This window comes from Pseudomonas sp. TH49, assembly GCF_016650625.1.
Classification (GTDB): Bacteria; Pseudomonadota; Gammaproteobacteria; order Pseudomonadales; family Pseudomonadaceae; genus Aquipseudomonas; species Aquipseudomonas fluorescens_H.
In genome coordinates this window covers 1,329,506-1,344,224 of sequence record NZ_JAEKFL010000002.1, presented here as the reverse complement: position 1 = coordinate 1,344,224, position 14,719 = coordinate 1,329,506, and the positions used below count along the sequence as shown (strand labels likewise).

The 14,719-nt window shown below is 60.6% G+C and carries 13 protein-coding genes and 1 tRNA gene; 6 read left to right on the top strand and 8 right to left on the bottom strand.

Going from position 1 to position 14,719, the window contains the following annotated elements; translation table 11 throughout:
* Positions 1 to 39: 39 nt before the first annotated feature.
* From mug to JFU48_RS23465, 5 genes are all read left to right on the top strand, one after another.
* Positions 40 to 558 carry a G/U mismatch-specific DNA glycosylase gene (gene mug / locus JFU48_RS23485; protein ID WP_201137833.1) on the top strand — a complete coding sequence of 173 codons (519 nt, stop codon included), beginning with the start codon at positions 40 to 42 and terminating at the stop codon, positions 556 to 558.
* 72 nt (positions 559 to 630) lie between these two features.
* On the top strand, positions 631 to 1,014 hold the full coding sequence (locus tag JFU48_RS23480) for a DUF1801 domain-containing protein (protein ID WP_201137832.1): 384 nt from the start codon (positions 631 to 633) through the stop codon (positions 1,012 to 1,014).
* A gap of 137 nt (positions 1,015 to 1,151) precedes the next feature.
* Positions 1,152 to 1,226, top strand: a tRNA-Gln gene (locus JFU48_RS23475).
* 171 nt (positions 1,227 to 1,397) lie between these two features.
* Entirely contained in the window at positions 1,398 to 1,778 is a 381-nt protein-coding gene (locus JFU48_RS23470) for a RidA family protein (protein WP_003224376.1), read from the top strand.
* Between the two features lie 217 nt (positions 1,779 to 1,995).
* A complete protein-coding gene (locus JFU48_RS23465; RefSeq protein ID WP_201137831.1) occupies positions 1,996 to 3,984 on the top strand; it encodes a peptidase U32 family protein in 1,989 nt (662 codons plus the stop codon).
* Positions 3,985 to 4,011: 27 nt separating this feature from the next.
* Here the strand turns inward: JFU48_RS23465 and JFU48_RS23460 are convergent, their stop codons facing one another.
* The 6 genes from JFU48_RS23460 to JFU48_RS23435 all read right to left on the bottom strand — a co-directional run bounded on the left by JFU48_RS23460 (position 4,012) and on the right by JFU48_RS23435 (position 11,521).
* Positions 4,012 to 4,974 (bottom strand): Dyp-type peroxidase, encoded by a 963-nt coding sequence (locus tag JFU48_RS23460; RefSeq protein WP_201137830.1) that lies wholly within the window; start codon positions 4,972 to 4,974, stop codon positions 4,012 to 4,014.
* A gap of 68 nt (positions 4,975 to 5,042) precedes the next feature.
* A complete protein-coding gene (locus JFU48_RS23455) occupies positions 5,043 to 6,308 on the bottom strand; it encodes an NAD(P)/FAD-dependent oxidoreductase (RefSeq protein WP_201137829.1) in 1,266 nt (421 codons plus the stop codon).
* A 2-nt stretch (positions 6,309 to 6,310) separates the two neighbouring features.
* A complete protein-coding gene (locus JFU48_RS23450; protein ID WP_201137828.1) occupies positions 6,311 to 7,888 on the bottom strand; it encodes an aldehyde dehydrogenase (NADP(+)) in 1,578 nt (525 codons plus the stop codon).
* Positions 7,889 to 7,946: 58 nt separating this feature from the next.
* Positions 7,947 to 8,894: a dihydrodipicolinate synthase family protein gene (locus JFU48_RS23445; RefSeq protein ID WP_041072540.1), complete on the bottom strand. Its 948-nt coding sequence runs from the start codon at positions 8,892 to 8,894 to the stop codon at positions 7,947 to 7,949.
* Positions 8,895 to 8,943: 49 nt separating this feature from the next.
* Positions 8,944 to 9,870 (bottom strand): 4-hydroxyproline epimerase, encoded by a 927-nt coding sequence (locus JFU48_RS23440; protein WP_201137827.1) that lies wholly within the window; start codon positions 9,868 to 9,870, stop codon positions 8,944 to 8,946.
* Positions 9,871 to 9,892: 22 nt separating this feature from the next.
* Positions 9,893 to 11,521 (bottom strand): APC family permease, encoded by a 1,629-nt coding sequence (locus JFU48_RS23435; protein ID WP_003224387.1) that lies wholly within the window; start codon positions 11,519 to 11,521, stop codon positions 9,893 to 9,895.
* Between the two features lie 200 nt (positions 11,522 to 11,721).
* On the opposite strand from JFU48_RS23435, the gene JFU48_RS23430 reads away from it, so the two are divergent.
* Positions 11,722 to 12,495 (top strand): AraC family transcriptional regulator, encoded by a 774-nt coding sequence (locus tag JFU48_RS23430; protein WP_201137826.1) that lies wholly within the window; start codon positions 11,722 to 11,724, stop codon positions 12,493 to 12,495.
* A 24-nt stretch (positions 12,496 to 12,519) separates the two neighbouring features.
* On the opposite strand, the gene JFU48_RS23425 is transcribed toward JFU48_RS23430, so the two are convergent.
* The gene (locus JFU48_RS23425) at positions 12,520 to 13,239 is read right to left on the bottom strand and encodes a retron system putative HNH endonuclease (RefSeq protein WP_201137825.1); all 720 of its coding nucleotides are present in this window, start codon (positions 13,237 to 13,239) and stop codon (positions 12,520 to 12,522) included.
* A complete protein-coding gene (locus tag JFU48_RS23420; protein WP_201137824.1) occupies positions 13,236 to 14,615 on the bottom strand; it encodes an AAA family ATPase in 1,380 nt (459 codons plus the stop codon). Before JFU48_RS23420 ends, JFU48_RS23425 begins: the two co-directional genes overlap by 4 nt.
* Positions 14,616 to 14,719: the final 104 nt, after the last annotated feature.

Here is a 14,719-nt window from a genome sequence, read left to right as displayed (position 1 = left end):
GGGTGGTGGTGCAAATGTTTGCGAACGAGGGGCGTGCGCATGGCGGGTGAAGGGCTTGAAGACATTCTGGCGCCGGGGCTTTCGGTAGTGTTCTGCGGGATCAATCCGGGATTGCTTGCGGCGGCGCAGGGGCATCATTTTGCCGGACGCGGGAATCGCTTCTGGCGCACCTTGCACCTGGCCGGGTTCACCCCGCATGAAGTGCGGGCGGAGGACGATCGAAGCATCCTGCAATTTGGCTGCGGGTTGACGGCGGTGGTCGAGCGGCCGACGGCGCGTGCGGATCAGTTGGCGGCGCAAGAGTTCGCCGCTGCGGCCCTGGGCTTTGAGCAGAAAATCAGCTGCCATGCGCCGCGCTTTGTGGCGTTTCTCGGCAAGGCTGTGTATGCGGCGTTGTCGGGGCAGAAGGTGGTGGCGTGGGGGGCGCAGGCAAGGACCTTTGGTGGCGCGCACGTGTGGGTGTTGCCCAATCCCAGTGGGCGCAATCGGGCGTTCTCCCTTGAGCAACTGGTAGCGGCTTATCAGGAATTGCATGAGTCCCTGATCGCTAGAGGGTAAATCATGCGTCCAGCGTTTTTCGGTTGGCCAGCTACGATTGATGCAGTCAAATCGCCGAGGAGGACGCCCGCCATGAAGCCCGAAAACCCAAACATCGACGCCTCGGCGCTGATCGACGCTCGAATCGCCGAACTCGCCGATTGGCGCGGCGCCATCCTCGGCGAGATTCGCAAGGTCATGCACCAGGCCGATCCCGAGGTGGTGGAGGAGTGGAAGTGGCGCGGCGTTCCGGTGTGGTCGCGGGGCGGGATCATTTGCACCGGGGAGACTTACAAGGCGGCGGTGAAGATGACCTTCGCCAAAGGCGCGGCGCTGGCCGATCCGGCGGGGTTGTTCAACGCCAGCCTTGAGGGCAACACCCGGCGGGCGATTGATTTTCACAAGGGCGACCCGGTCGATGAGCAGGCCCTCAAAGCGCTGATTCGCGAGGCGATTGCGTTGAATTTGTCGAAGTGAATCGTGGCGGTTGCACCGGCTCAGAAATAACTGGCTGTTTTAAAACAAATTTTTTTGCATTCAGGGCTTCCCAGATCAAAAAAAGGTTGGTAAATTGCGGCCCATTCTCGCAGAGCTTGTTACAGAGCTTGAGATATAGGGGCGTCGCCAAGCGGTAAGGCAGCAGGTTTTGATCCTGCCATGCGTTGGTTCGAATCCAGCCGCCCCTGCCATATTCAGAAAAAACGCCAGTCCGAAAGGGCTGGCGTTTTTTTATGCGCGCGATTTGGGTCTGGCATCGACAGTGGCCTGAGCCGGAGCGGGGACTGATGTAAACTGCCCGCGCAAAAGTCCCGGTGCGTCGTTGGCCGGCGACCCTCAATCTCTCCAGACAAGAGACTTTCATGGCTAATCAAGACCTCAGCTTCACCCCTGATCCGGATGCAGATTCGATTTCCTCCGACGTTGTCGGTTTCAACGGCATTCTGGTTTCGACCCAGATCCCGACCCGCGCCGACGGCAGCCTGGAGCTGGGCGACATCACCCTGCAAAGCGAATGCACCCTGCAGGCGCTGAAAGTGGCGCTGGAGCGGGCCGGCAGTTCGATGGATCGGGTCATGCACCTGACCATCTACCTCACCGACATGGCTGACCGTGCGGCATTCAACGAAGTCTACAAGCGCTTCTTCGCCAAGCCATGGCCGGTGCGCGCTGCGGTCGGCGTGGCGTCGCTGGCAGTGGAAGGCATGCGCGTGGAAGTCACCGCGATGGCGGCCAAGGCCTGACCGCCCCCTGTAGGAGTGAGCCTGCTCGCGATAGCGGTAAATCAGCCACCATCAACGTTGACTGTGCCACCATCATCGCGAGCAGGCTCACTCCTACAGGAGACTCTCGTGTCGGATTGGAGCGAGGTCATCTGCCACTTGGCAGCACAGGCGTGCCGCCCGGGAGTTTCGCGGCTACAATGCGCGCCTTAACCGTGACAGCCTGACTAAAAAAACTATGTCCTTGCCCAAGCATCATCTGGAATTGCTCAGCCCCGCCCGTGACGTGGCGATTGCCCGCGAGGCGATCCTGCACGGCGCCGACGCCGTGTACATCGGTGGCCCGAGCTTCGGCGCGCGCCACAACGCCTGCAACGAGGTGAGTGAAATCGCCGAGCTGGTGGAATTTGCCCGCCGTTATCACGCGCGCATTTTCACCACCATCAACACCATCCTGCACGACAATGAACTGGAGCCGGCGCGCAAGCTGATCCACCAGTTGTACGATGCCGGTGTCGACGCGCTGATCGTCCAGGATCTGGGCGTGATGGAACTGGACATCCCGCCGATCGAGCTGCATGCCAGTACCCAGACCGACATCCGCACCCTTGAGCGGGCGAAGTTCCTCGATCAGGCCGGCTTCTCGCAACTGGTACTGGCCCGCGAGCTGAACCTGAAAGAAATCCGCGCCATCGCCGACGAAACCGATGCCGCCATCGAATTCTTCATTCACGGTGCGCTGTGCGTGGCGTTCTCCGGGCAGTGCAACATTTCCCACGCGCAGACCGGGCGCAGCGCCAACCGTGGCGATTGCTCCCAGGCCTGCCGTTTGCCGTACACCCTGAAAGACGAAAAGGGTGGGGTGATCGCCTACGAAAAACACCTGCTGTCGATGAAGGACAACAACCAGAGCGCCAATATCCGCGCGCTGGTCGAGGCCGGTGTGCGCTCGTTCAAGATCGAAGGTCGCTACAAGGACATGGGCTATGTGAAGAACATCACCGCCTATTACCGCCAGCGCCTCGACGACGTGCTCGAAGACCGTCCGGACCTGGCCCGCGCTTCCAGCGGCCGCACCGCGCACTTCTTCCTGCCGGACCCGGAAAAAACCTTCCACCGTGGCAGCACCGACTATTTCGTCACCGATCGCAAGATCGACATCGGCGCCTTCGACTCGCCGACCTTCACCGGTCTGCCGGTGGGCGTGGTCGAGAAAGTCGGCAAGCGTGACATGCAGGTGGTGACTCAGGAGCCGTTGTCCAACGGCGATGGCCTCAACGTGCTGGTCAAGCGTGAAGTCGTGGGTTTCCGCGCCAACATCGCCGAGCCGAAAGGCGAGTTCGAAGAAGACGGCGAGAAGCGCTACCGCTACCGCGTCGAGCCAAACGAGATGCCCGAAGGCCTGTACAAGCTGCGCCCGAACCATCCGCTGAACCGCAACCTCGACCACAACTGGCAACAGGCGCTGCAGAAGACTTCTGCTGAGCGTCGCATTGCTCTGAGCTGGGTCGCACGTCTGCGTGAAGAACAGCTGGAAGTGACCGCAACCAGTGAAGAGGGGATCAGTGCCAGCGTGACCCTGAACGGTCCGTTCGGTGTGGCCAACAAGCCGGAACAGGCGCTGGAGCAATTGCAGGATCTGCTCGGCCAGCTCGGTACCACTCAGTACCACGCCACCGACATCAAGCTCGACGCACCGCAGGCGTTCTTCATTCCGAACTCGCAGCTCAAGGCCCTGCGCCGCGAAGTGATCGAAGCGCTGACCGCCGCCCGTGTCGCAGCGCATCCGCGTGGCAGCCGCAAGGCTGAAACCACGCCGCCGCCGGTGTACCCGGAGTCGCACCTGTCGTTCCTGGCCAACGTCTACAACCAGAAGGCGCGCGACTTCTATCACCGTCACGGCGTGAAGCTGATCGATGCGGCCTACGAGGCGCACGAAGAGGCTGGTGAAGTGCCGGTGATGATCACCAAGCACTGCCTGCGCTTCTCGTTCAACCTGTGCCCGAAACAGGCCAAAGGCGTGACCGGTGTGCGCACCAAGGTCGCGCCGATGCAGCTGATTCACGGCGACGAAGTGCTGACCCTGAAGTTCGACTGCAAGCCGTGCGAGATGCACATCATCGGCAAGATGAAAGGCCACATCCTCAACATGCCGCAACCGGGCAGCGTGGTCGGCCACATCAGCCCGGAAGACCTGCTGAAAACCATCCCGCGCGCGCCGCACTGAGTGACGGGCGGGCGTGGCGCTACGGTGTCACGCCTGCGCGGGCTCTCGCTCGGCCAGGTCTTCGAGCAAGTCGGCTGACGGCACAAAGAACAACCCCCCGGTGACTGCGGTGCTGAAGTCGAGCAAACGGTCGTAGTTGCCGACGGGTTTGCCGACAAACATGTTCTCCAGCATCTGCTCGATCGGTTCCGGCGAACGCGCGTAACCGATGAAATAGGTGCCGAACTCGCCAGCCCCCGGACGACCGAACGGCATGTTGTCGCGCAGGATCTTCTGCTCCTGACCGTCCTTGGTGATGGTGGTCAGGGCGCTGTGGGAATTGCTCGGCTTCACTTCTTCACCGAGTTCGATGTCGGCCAGTTTGGTTCGGCCGATCACCTTCTCCTGAGCCTCCACGCTCAGCGCATTCCAAGCGTCCATCTTGTGCAGGTACTTCTGCACCAGCACATAACTGCCGGATTCGAACGCCGGGTCTTCGTTGCCGATCAGGGTGAAATGGTTTGCCTTGCGGCCCACCGGGTTCTCGGTGCCATCGACAAAACCGATGATGCTGCGCATGTCGAAGTAGCGGAAACCCTGCACCTCATCCACCACGGTGATCGCGCCATTGAGCGCGCTGCACAACTGGGTTGCCAGTTCGAAACACAGGTCCATCTGATCGGCACGGATGTGCAGCAGGATGTCGCCCGGGGTCGCCACAGCACGGCGGCCCTCGACGCCGAACTCGCGGAATGGATGCAGCGAAGCCGGACGCGGGCTGCCGAACAGGGCGTCCCAGGCGTTGGCGCTGAACCCGCAGACACACGACAGGTTACCGCTGGGCACGCGTTTGCCAACCGAACGGGTGAGGGCGGCGATGTCGCCGCACCAGCCGCGCACCTGGCTGGCGGCGTCGCTCCCGGGCAGCAGCGTGGCGACGATGAAGATCGCGCTGCTGGTGATCGGGTTGCAGATTGCTTGCGGCTCGGGGGTATCCATTGATGAGGTCATAGTCGGTTCCATATGCGCGGGGCCAAGGTCGGCGCTCAGTATGAAACCAAAAACGTTTCATCGATATCTCAGAAGCGACCGAGTCGATAGGCATCCAGTGCCGGCAAGCCGGAGTTCGCTGAGGGTGATACCAGATGCGCGACCATCTCTGCAGTCACCGCCGCTTGAGTCAGCCCCAGATGCTGATGACCGAACGCAAGCAGTACCTTGCCGTCGCAGACCTTGTCGATGATCGGCAGGGAGTCCGGCAGCGACGGACGAAAGCCCATCCACGGCGTCGCGTCTTCAGCGTTCAAATCATGACGGAACAAGCCCTTGCTCAAACGGTGTAACTGCCAGGCGCGTTCCATAAAGGGTGGACGCTCCAGACCGGCGAACTCTACGGTACCGGCCAGGCGCAAGCCGCCGGCCATCGGCGTCATGATGAACTTGCGCTCCAGCGAGGTAACGGCGAACGGCAGTCGCTCGTGCTCGTGGGGCAGCATCAGGTGATAGCCGCGCTCGGTGTCCAGCGGCACGCGTTTACCGGTGAGTGCGGTGGTGAGTTTCGCTGAGTGCGCGCCACAGGCAATCAGCACCTGCCGTGCAGTAAAACGCCCCTGATCGGTGAGCAACGACACGCCATGCTCCTGTAACTGGCCGCCCTGAACCTCCTGCTCCAGGAACTGCACGCCGGCTGTTTTCGCCGCGCTCACCAGTTCACACACCACCCGGTAAGGGTCAAGAAAATGCCCGGTGCGCGGGTAGAACAACCCGCCCTGAATCTGTTCGCTGAGCTGCGGCGCGGTGTCCCGCACGGCGCTGGCCGACCAGAAGTCCACCGGCACCTGTTGCTGACGCATGCGCGCCAGCAAGGCTTCGACGGCTTGTCGCGATTCGGCGCGCTCGAATACCAGCAGCGAGCCGTCCACCTTGAGCAGGTCGGGGCGGGCGATGCTCTGCAGCAGGCGCTTCCAGGCATCGAGGCTGCTTTCGTTGAGCGCGCGCAAACCGGCCACGGTGCGCTGAAACGGCGCCGGACGCAGGTTCAGCAACAATCGGCTGAACCACGGCACAGCGCGCGGCATGTACTTCCAGTCCAGGCGCAGCGGCCCCATCGGGTCCATCAGCATCGCTGGCAGACGCTTGAGGATCGACGCATCGGCAATCGGGAACACCTGCTCGGTGGCCAGATGCCCGGCGTTGCCAAACGAGGCGCCATGACCGGGCGGCTGCTTGTCGATGACCACCACCCGCTGACCCTGACGCGCCAGCTGCAGGGCACAGGTGACGCCGATGATGCCGGCGCCGATCACCGCGATATCGGCGTTGTCCGCTGTGAGGTTGTCGGGCATGGTCAGGCCTCCCTCTGACCGTCGAGCAAGCGCCGCAATTGCAGCAGATTCGCTTGTTTCAGCGGCGGCGGCAACAGGCTGTCGGGGAAGTCCTGATAACACACCGGCCGCAGGAAACGCAGAATCGCCGCCGTACCGACCGAGGTGCTGCGCGAGTCCGAGGTGGCCGGAAACGGCCCGCCATGCACCATCGCATCACACACCTCGACCCCGGTCGGCCAGCCGTTGACCAGCAGGCGTCCGGCCTTGCGTTCCAGTGTCGGCAACAAGGCCCGGGCGCGATCCAGATCGGCGTCATCCAGGTGCAGGGTGGCGGTCAGTTGGCCTTCGAGGTGTTCGCAGACCTGACTGATTTCATCGTCGTTGGCGCACTGGACGATCAGTGATGCTGCACCAAAGATTTCACCTTGCAGGCGTGCGTCGGCAAGGAAATCCTGCGCCTGGGTCACGAACAGCTGCGCCTGACACTGGTTCGGCCCTTCAGCCGCTAGACCGATGGCCACGCGTTGCGCCTGAGGATGCTCGGCCAACGCAGCGACTGCGCTTGCATAGGCGCGGAAGATCCCCGGCGTAAGCATGGTCTGCGCCGGGCTGCGCTGGACCCCTTCGGTGGCGGTGGCGATGAAAGCGTCCAGCGCCGCCTCTTGGCGAGCAATGACCAGCCCGGGATTGGTGCAGAACTGCCCGGCGCCCTGAGTCAGCGAGGCGACAAAACCCTGCGCCAACGCCTCACTGCGAGCGGCAAGCGCTGCGGGAAACAGCAGCACCGGATTGATCGAACTCATTTCCGCGTACACCGGAATCGGCTCGGGCCGTGCCTGTGCCGCTTTACTCAGGGCGAGACCGCCACTGCGCGAGCCGGTGAAGCCCACCGCCTTGATGCGCGGATCGCTGACCAGGGCGATGCCGACCTCGTTGCCGGAACCGAACAGCAGCGAAAACACGCCGTCGGGCAAACCCGATTTTTTCACTGCACGCGTCAGCGCCTGGCCGACCAGTTCACTGGTGCCGGGATGCGCGCTGTGCGCCTTGACGATCACTGGGCAACCGGCGGCCAATGCCGAAGCGGTGTCGCCGCCCGCCACTGAGAACGCCAGCGGAAAGTTGCTGGCGCCGAACACGGCCACTGGCCCCAGCGCGATCTGCCGCTGGCGCAAATCAGAACGTGGCAGCGGCTGGCGCTGGGGTTGTGATTGATCGACGCGAACGTCCAGCCACTCGCCAGCACGCACTGTGCGGGCAAAGGTGCGCAGTTGCCCGCAGGTGCGTCCGCGTTCGCCCTGGATACGGGCGCGTGGCAGGCCGGTTTCGGCCACGGCACGGTCGATCAGCGCATCGCCAAGGGCTTCGATCTCATTGGCGATGGTTTCGAGAAATTCGGCGCGAGCGTTGAGGGAGGTCTCGCGATATCGATCAAAGGCTTGCCACGCCAGTGTGCAGGCCTGTTCGACATGCTCGCTGCTGCCCCCAGCATAGGCCGGTTCCAGCGCCGCGTCAGTGGCGGGATTGATCGCGCGGATCGCTTCACGGCTGCCGGCAATGGCTTGGCCGCCGATCAGCATGTGGCCTGTCAGAGTCATGGCGCTTCCTTGATAAAAAAGGTGAAGCCCCGGCATCACACCGGGGCAGGGACTGCGGTCAGGCGAGGTTCTGTTCGGCGGACCAGTTTTTGTACCACTGGCGGAACAGCGCGTACTGGGTCTCGGCGTAACGGCGCTGGGCATCGCTCAAGGCGTCGGTTTCGTTGAAATGCAGGGCGTATTCGCGGTCGCCGTTGAGCACCATCAGGTGCTTGTAATACAGCACCAGGTCGCAGCCCTCATCGAACGACGACAGCACTGCCAGCGCCGCTTCCAGTTCGCGCGCCAGACGTCGAGCCTTGGCATCGCCCTTGGCCGCTTGCTTGCTCAGCGCCACCAGTTGCAGCACTTCGCGCGGCAGGGCGTTGCCGATGCCGGTGATCGCGCCAGTGGCGTTGCAGTTGACGAAACCGTGCACCACTTGCGTATCGACGCCGACCATGAGGGTCACGGCATCGTCCTGCGAGGTGATGTTCTCGGCGGCGTAGCGCAAATCGGCGCCACCGCCGAACTCCTTGAAGCCGATCAGGTTCGGGTGTTCGCGGCGCAGTTCGAAGAACAGCTCGGCGCGGGTGGCGAAGCCGTAGTAAGGGCTGTTGTAGATCACTGCCGGCAGGTTCGGCGCGGCGTTGAGGATCGCGGCGAAGTGGGCTTTTTGTGCGGTGGCCGAGGCACCACGGGACAAGACGCGTGGAATCACCATCAGGCCATGGGCGCCGACTTTCGCCGCATGTGCAGCGTGGGATACCGCTTCACGGCTGTTGACCGCGCCAGTGCCGACGATGGTCGGTACCCCGGCGGCTACCAGACGCGCCACGCCTTCCTGACGCTCGGCCTCGGTCAGCAGCGGCCAGTCGCCCATCGAGCCGCAGTAAACCACCGCGCTCATGCCGATATCGATCAGCTCGCGACCCTTGGCCACCAGTGCGTCGAAGTCAGGTTTGCGCGCGGCGGTGCACGGAGTCATCAGCGCGGGAATGCAGCCAGTGAAGATGTTATCGCTCATTGTTGTAGCTCCTCGGGACATTCATTCGGATCGTTAGAAAGCGGGGCACTCAGATGCCCCACGCGAAAGGGTCCTGCTCGTCGATCAGCAGAGTGGCGTCGGCGGTCATGTAGGCGCGGCCGGTAATGAACGGGCGCACGCGCTCGCCATGCCATTCGAAGCAGCCTTCGAACTGGCTGCCGGTGATGCTGGCCTGGGTCCAGACCTGGCCTTCAGCGAGTTTGCCGTCAGCGGCCAGACAGGCGAGTTTGGCGCTGGTGCCGGTGCCGCAGGGCGAGCGGTCGTAGGCCTTGCCCGGGCACATGACGAAGTTGCGGCTGTCAGCCTTGGGGTCGTCGGCAAACAGCTCGACGTGGTCGATCAGCGCGCCGTCCTCACCGTGAATGCCTTGGGCTTCCAGAGCCTTGAGCATCGCCCAGGTGTAATCGGTGAGGGCTTCGACGTTGCTCATCTGCAGGTCCTGGCCGTGCTCGGAGACGAGGAAAAACCAGTTGCCGCCCCAGGCGATATCGCCGAATACGCGACCGTAACCGGGCACGTCCACCGGCACCTGTTTGCGGTAGCGCCAGGCCGGGACGTTGCCCAGGGTTACCGCGCCGTCCTCGTGCAGGGTGGCGCTGACCGGGCCGACCGGGGTGTCGATCTTGTGCACGCCCGGTTCGATGCGGCCCAGGTAATGCAGCGAGTTGACCAGACCGATGGTGCCGTGGCCGCACATGCCGAGGTAGCCGGCGTTGTTGAAGAAGATCACCCCGCAAGTGGCATCCGGCGAGACCGGCGCGCAGTACAGCGCGCCGACCAGTACGTCGTTGCCACGCGGCTCGAGCAGGCAGGCGCGGCGCCATTGATCGTGGCTTTCGCGCAAGGCATCGCGCTGCTCGGCGATGCTGTTGCCGGGCAGCTCGGGAAAGCCTTTCATCACCAGGCGCGTGGGTTCACCGCCGGTATGGGAATCGATGATGTGCAGTCGTTTCATGAACGCGTCCCTTCAATCAAAGTCAGGCGTGAGCAGGGCGCTGGCCCTGTGCCGAATGGGTGGAGGATTCAGCGGCTTCGCTTTCGTCGTCTTCGGTTTCCAGACGAATCAGGTGTGCCGGTACGCCGGTGGCGGCGCCCCAGTAGTAAATGCCCAGCGCGCAGACCGCGACGATTACGGTATCGAACGGATGGCTGAGTACGCCGATACCGCCGAAGCTGCCGAGTTTGGAGAGGACGATAGTCACCGCGTAGAAGCCGATCAGCCACGCCGACGAGCGCACTTGCTGGCCGAGGTTCAAGTGCGCGGTCGGCACCATGCGCCCACACAACAGGTAGATGACGAACATCAAAATCTGCAAACCGAGCAACCACGACACGGTGCCCCAGCCCGACCAGTAGACGATCAGCGCGGCGATAATGAACGACAGCGGCCCGAGCACACGCATGCCCTTGACCCGGAACGGACGCGGCATGTCCGGCGCGTTGCGGCGCAGTGCGGCCACCGTCACCGGGGCCACCGCATAGCTCAACACCAGCGCGGCGGAGACCACGTTGATCAGCGCTTCCCACGACGGGAAGGGCAGGGTCCAGAACACCGACAGGCCAAAGGTCAGCCACAGCGCCGGACGCGGGATGCCGGACTTCTCATCGATGCGGGTAAAGATCTTGAAGAAGGTCCCGGTCTGCGCCCAGCCGTAGATCACCCGTGGCGTGGCGTTCATGTAGATGTTGCCGCAGCCGCTGGGCGAGATCACCGCATCGGCCACCACCAGATACGCCAGCCAGCCGACGCCCAGTGCCAGGGCGATGTCGCGATACGGCAGGGCCAGTTCCTTGGCGACGCCGGCCCAGCCATTGGCGAGCATTTCGGTCGGGATGCCGCCGAGGAAAGCGGTTTGCAGCAGCACGTAGATAGCGGTGGAGAGCAGCACCGAAAGGATCAGCGCAATCGGAATCGTGCGTTGCGGGTTCTTCACTTCGCTGGCCACGGAAATGATCGGCGTCAGGCCCAGATAAGCGAAGATCACCCCGCCGGCCGACACGGCCATTTCGATGCCGGACAGACCGAACGGCGCAAATCCATGCACTTCGAAATTGGCCGGTTTGAAGAAGGTGAACAGCACGCCGATCACCAGCAGCGGCACGATGAACTTGAACACGCTGACCAGATTATTGGCCATGGCGAAGGTCTTCACGCTGCGGTAATTGAGCAGGAAAAACAGGCACAACAGCCCGAACTGCACGAACCAGCCAAGCACGGTCGGGTCGCTGGAGCCGACCTTGGTCAACTCGGGAAACCACGCCGCCGCATATTGCCGCGAGGCAACCACTTCGATCGCCACCAGACTGGAAAACGCGATCAGCGTGATGAAGCCCATCAGGTAGCCGAGCAGCGGGCCGTGGGAGTAAACCGGGTAGCGCACCACACCGCCGGCACGGGGCAGTGCGGCGCCCAGTTCGCAGTAGACGATGCCCAGCAGCAACACGGCGAAACCGCCGAGCAACCAGGAAAAGATCCCCGCCGGGCCGGCGATGGCCGACACGTGACTGGCCGCGAACAACCAGCCCGAACCGAAGATCGCCCCCAGTCCGATGAACGTGAGGTCTATCAGTGAAAGTTGCTTCTTGAACTTGCCTTGGCCTGTCATAGCGTCGCCTTCTTGTTGGTTGTTGGAGGGGCGTGCAGTGGCGTTACAGTGAACTCATCAGGCGATGGGCGATTGATGTTTTTTGCCGGTGACGATGACGAAATCAGCACAATGGCCAACGGCAAAGGCCCGGCTCGACAGGCTCTCGGCCATCGGGCAATCTGCGCGCAAGCCAATGCGCACCGTGGGGAGTGACAGTCATGACGCAGAACGCGTTTGCGATCCTGAGCCAGCAGAACGAGGCGAGCCGACCGCAGAGCCTCGACGATCTGCTCGCCAGCATGGCGCTGCTGTTGCCCATGCTCGACGTGATTCCCAACGCGGCGATCTTCATCAAGGATCTGCAGGCGCGCTATGTCATGGCCAACCAGACGCTGGTGCAGCGCTGCGGTTTGAAAGACTTGCGACCGTTACTGGGCAAGACCAGCGCCGAGGTGTTTCCGGCGCAATTGGGGCCGGGCTATACCGAGCAGGATCGGCGGGTGCTGGAAGAGGGGTTTGTGTTGGAGGATCAGCTGGAGCTGCATCTGTACGGCAGCCGCGAACCGGGTTGGTGCCTGACGCACAAGCGTCCGCTGTACGACCGTAATAATCGGATCATTGGCCTGGCGGGAATTTCCGTCGACCTGCAAACCGCCAGCGAAACCCATCCGGCGTATCAGCGACTGGCGGCGGTGGATGAATACATTCGGGCGAATTTCAATCGCCGGGTCAGCCTCGGCGAACTGACGCGCATCGCCGGGATTTCAGTGGCGCAACTGGAGCGCTACTGCAAACGCGTGTTCCACCTGACGCCGCGGCAGATGATCCAGAAAGTGCGCCTTGAGCATGCGCATCGGCTGTTGCACGGCGAGTTGCCGATCACCGAAGTGGCGCTGCAGTGCGGCTATACCGACCACAGCGCGTTCACCCGGCAGTTCAAGGCTTCGACCGGATTTACTCCGCGCCAGTATCGCTTGGCGACGGGGAGCTAGGCGCGCGCTGGGGATCTAAAGGGTTCAGTCGCTTCCCTTTTGAAGTATTTCTTCCGCAATGCGTTTGTAGAACTGCCGGGTCAAGCTGAAAAAGGAACTGAGTTTTCCATTTTGAGGTAATAGTTCATTGCTGGCGAGACGTTGAAGGGCGTTCTCATCGTTTTTGTATTTTTCATAGAGCTCATTTAATTCATGTCTCCATTTCCGTCGTTCTGTACGTAAGAAGGGGCTGTCTAGATTGAGCACATCGATGGTGTACAGCGCACAGTCTTTATCTTTTTGATTCAACCCTTCAGCAGGAACGACGCTTCCGTCCGGTAGATACCAGAAATAGCGTGCGCAATCAGCTTGGCGAGGTGAAATAAAACGTTGCATGTCGACAGCTTTCTGTTTTTTAGGAGCATGTCCACCGAATATCATCTTGGAATGTTTGACAGGCTGAGCTGCTTTAAAGGGGCCTATCTCGTCGCTGCGTAAGGCGCTCGCCGCTATATTGCTACTGTCGAAAGTACGCTGAGGGCTTTGGCTTTTGTTCTCTAGATGCTCAATGTGATATCCCAGTTGATACTGATCAGCGCGCAATTCGCTGTAGCAACACAGAAAGTATTGCTCTGAGAGCATGATGTTCAAAATTTTCTTTCTGTGCTTGAAATAGCTCCATTTGAGTGATGCTTGTCCAGATGTCTGAGGTGGTTCTTTTTTCAGGTATTTTTCCGCGTTTACCCGCTCACGGATAAATTTCATTTGTTCAGCGCCTTTTGTCGCTGGATGTCCCGTTTCAGCCTAAGCAGTTGTGGGTGCAACTCACCCAACGTGGCAATCAATTGCTCCATTAACAGAACACTTTCAGGGGCTTCATGGAAACCTTGGTCAACGAGTGCGGTGAGGCGCTTCAGGTCGGTTTTCTCTGGAACAGGCGGCAGTGGATCCACTTCCATTACACTTTGCAGTACGTCACCGCTAGATTCGCCATAGGTGTGGACAAGGGGTTCACTTGCCACGATTTGACCATTCGCATTGCGGTCGACTACCCGAATGTTTTCCCGCCGCACCGTACTCAGTACTTGAGGGCTGTGTGTAGTAACAATGAACTGAACTTTTGGGAAGGCGTCCTGCAGTTGCTTCAGAATTGTTTGTTGCCATCCAGGGTGCAGATGCATATCGATCTCGTCGATAAGCACAACGCCAGAGGTTTTCTTCACGGCGTCTTTTTTGTAATGGTAATTCAACAGCGCACAGCGGCAGGCAAGATCACCGACCAGTTCAATCATGCAGCGAACACCATCGCCCAGTTGAGAGAGCTTCAGCTTCTCGGAGCCATGCTCGAAAAGCAGATCTTTTTCGCCAGACCTCGGGAGTTGAACCTGCCAGCCCGTGACGGTGCAGATCGCATCGCCCACCCCCTTCCACAATAGAGCAATTGAGTTGCGATTGAGTAATCCACTGCTCGCTGAAGAAAAGAGAAACATAACGAACCATTCGAGCCTCATGAAGCTCGATTTAACGCTCGTTGCACCGTCGTATCCTGCAAATCGGATAGTAGAACGGCCAGTTCCTCTCAGGCCTGCACTTCTTTTCCAAAGGCGACTTGTTCCGTAACAGGCGATAACCGGTAAATCAGTAGGTCGTACGTCAGCTCCCAAAAGAAGATCAAGATCTTCAGATACTGCATCCATTGCCTTTTCGGCTGCACGCACGTCGACAAAACTACCGCGTGACCATTGAAGTCGGCCTTTTTCAGTCTTTAGTGCACATCCAGTTTTATTTAAATGGAGACTCTCAAAGAGATCGTCCTCGTCGTCCTCATCAAAGGCATCAGAGTCCCAGTCATCAGGAAAGACAAACTTCCCTTCAACTGAACATGGAAACTGCAGCGCAATGCCACCGCTTGCTGTTGGGATGCGATGTACATCGTCGATATCGATTCGAGGCGGTGATCCTGGTCTGATATCGTCCACATAGTTGCGAACATAGGACCAAAGTAGCAGCCTCAAAGCGCTCATCAACGTTGTTTTGCCGCAACCGTTCACACCTACAATGACTGTCACGTCGGGGTGTAATTTGAGGTTAAACCTTTCGAAACCTCGGTAGTTTTTAAGACGAATGTTACCGAGTCTCAAAGGGTATCCTCCGATCTGTCTACTGTGATCGATTGATTGAGTAAATCAAAGTTGCATCTAGGGCAGAGTTGATTGCGAGTACTAATGTTTCTGTGCGTTTGCAT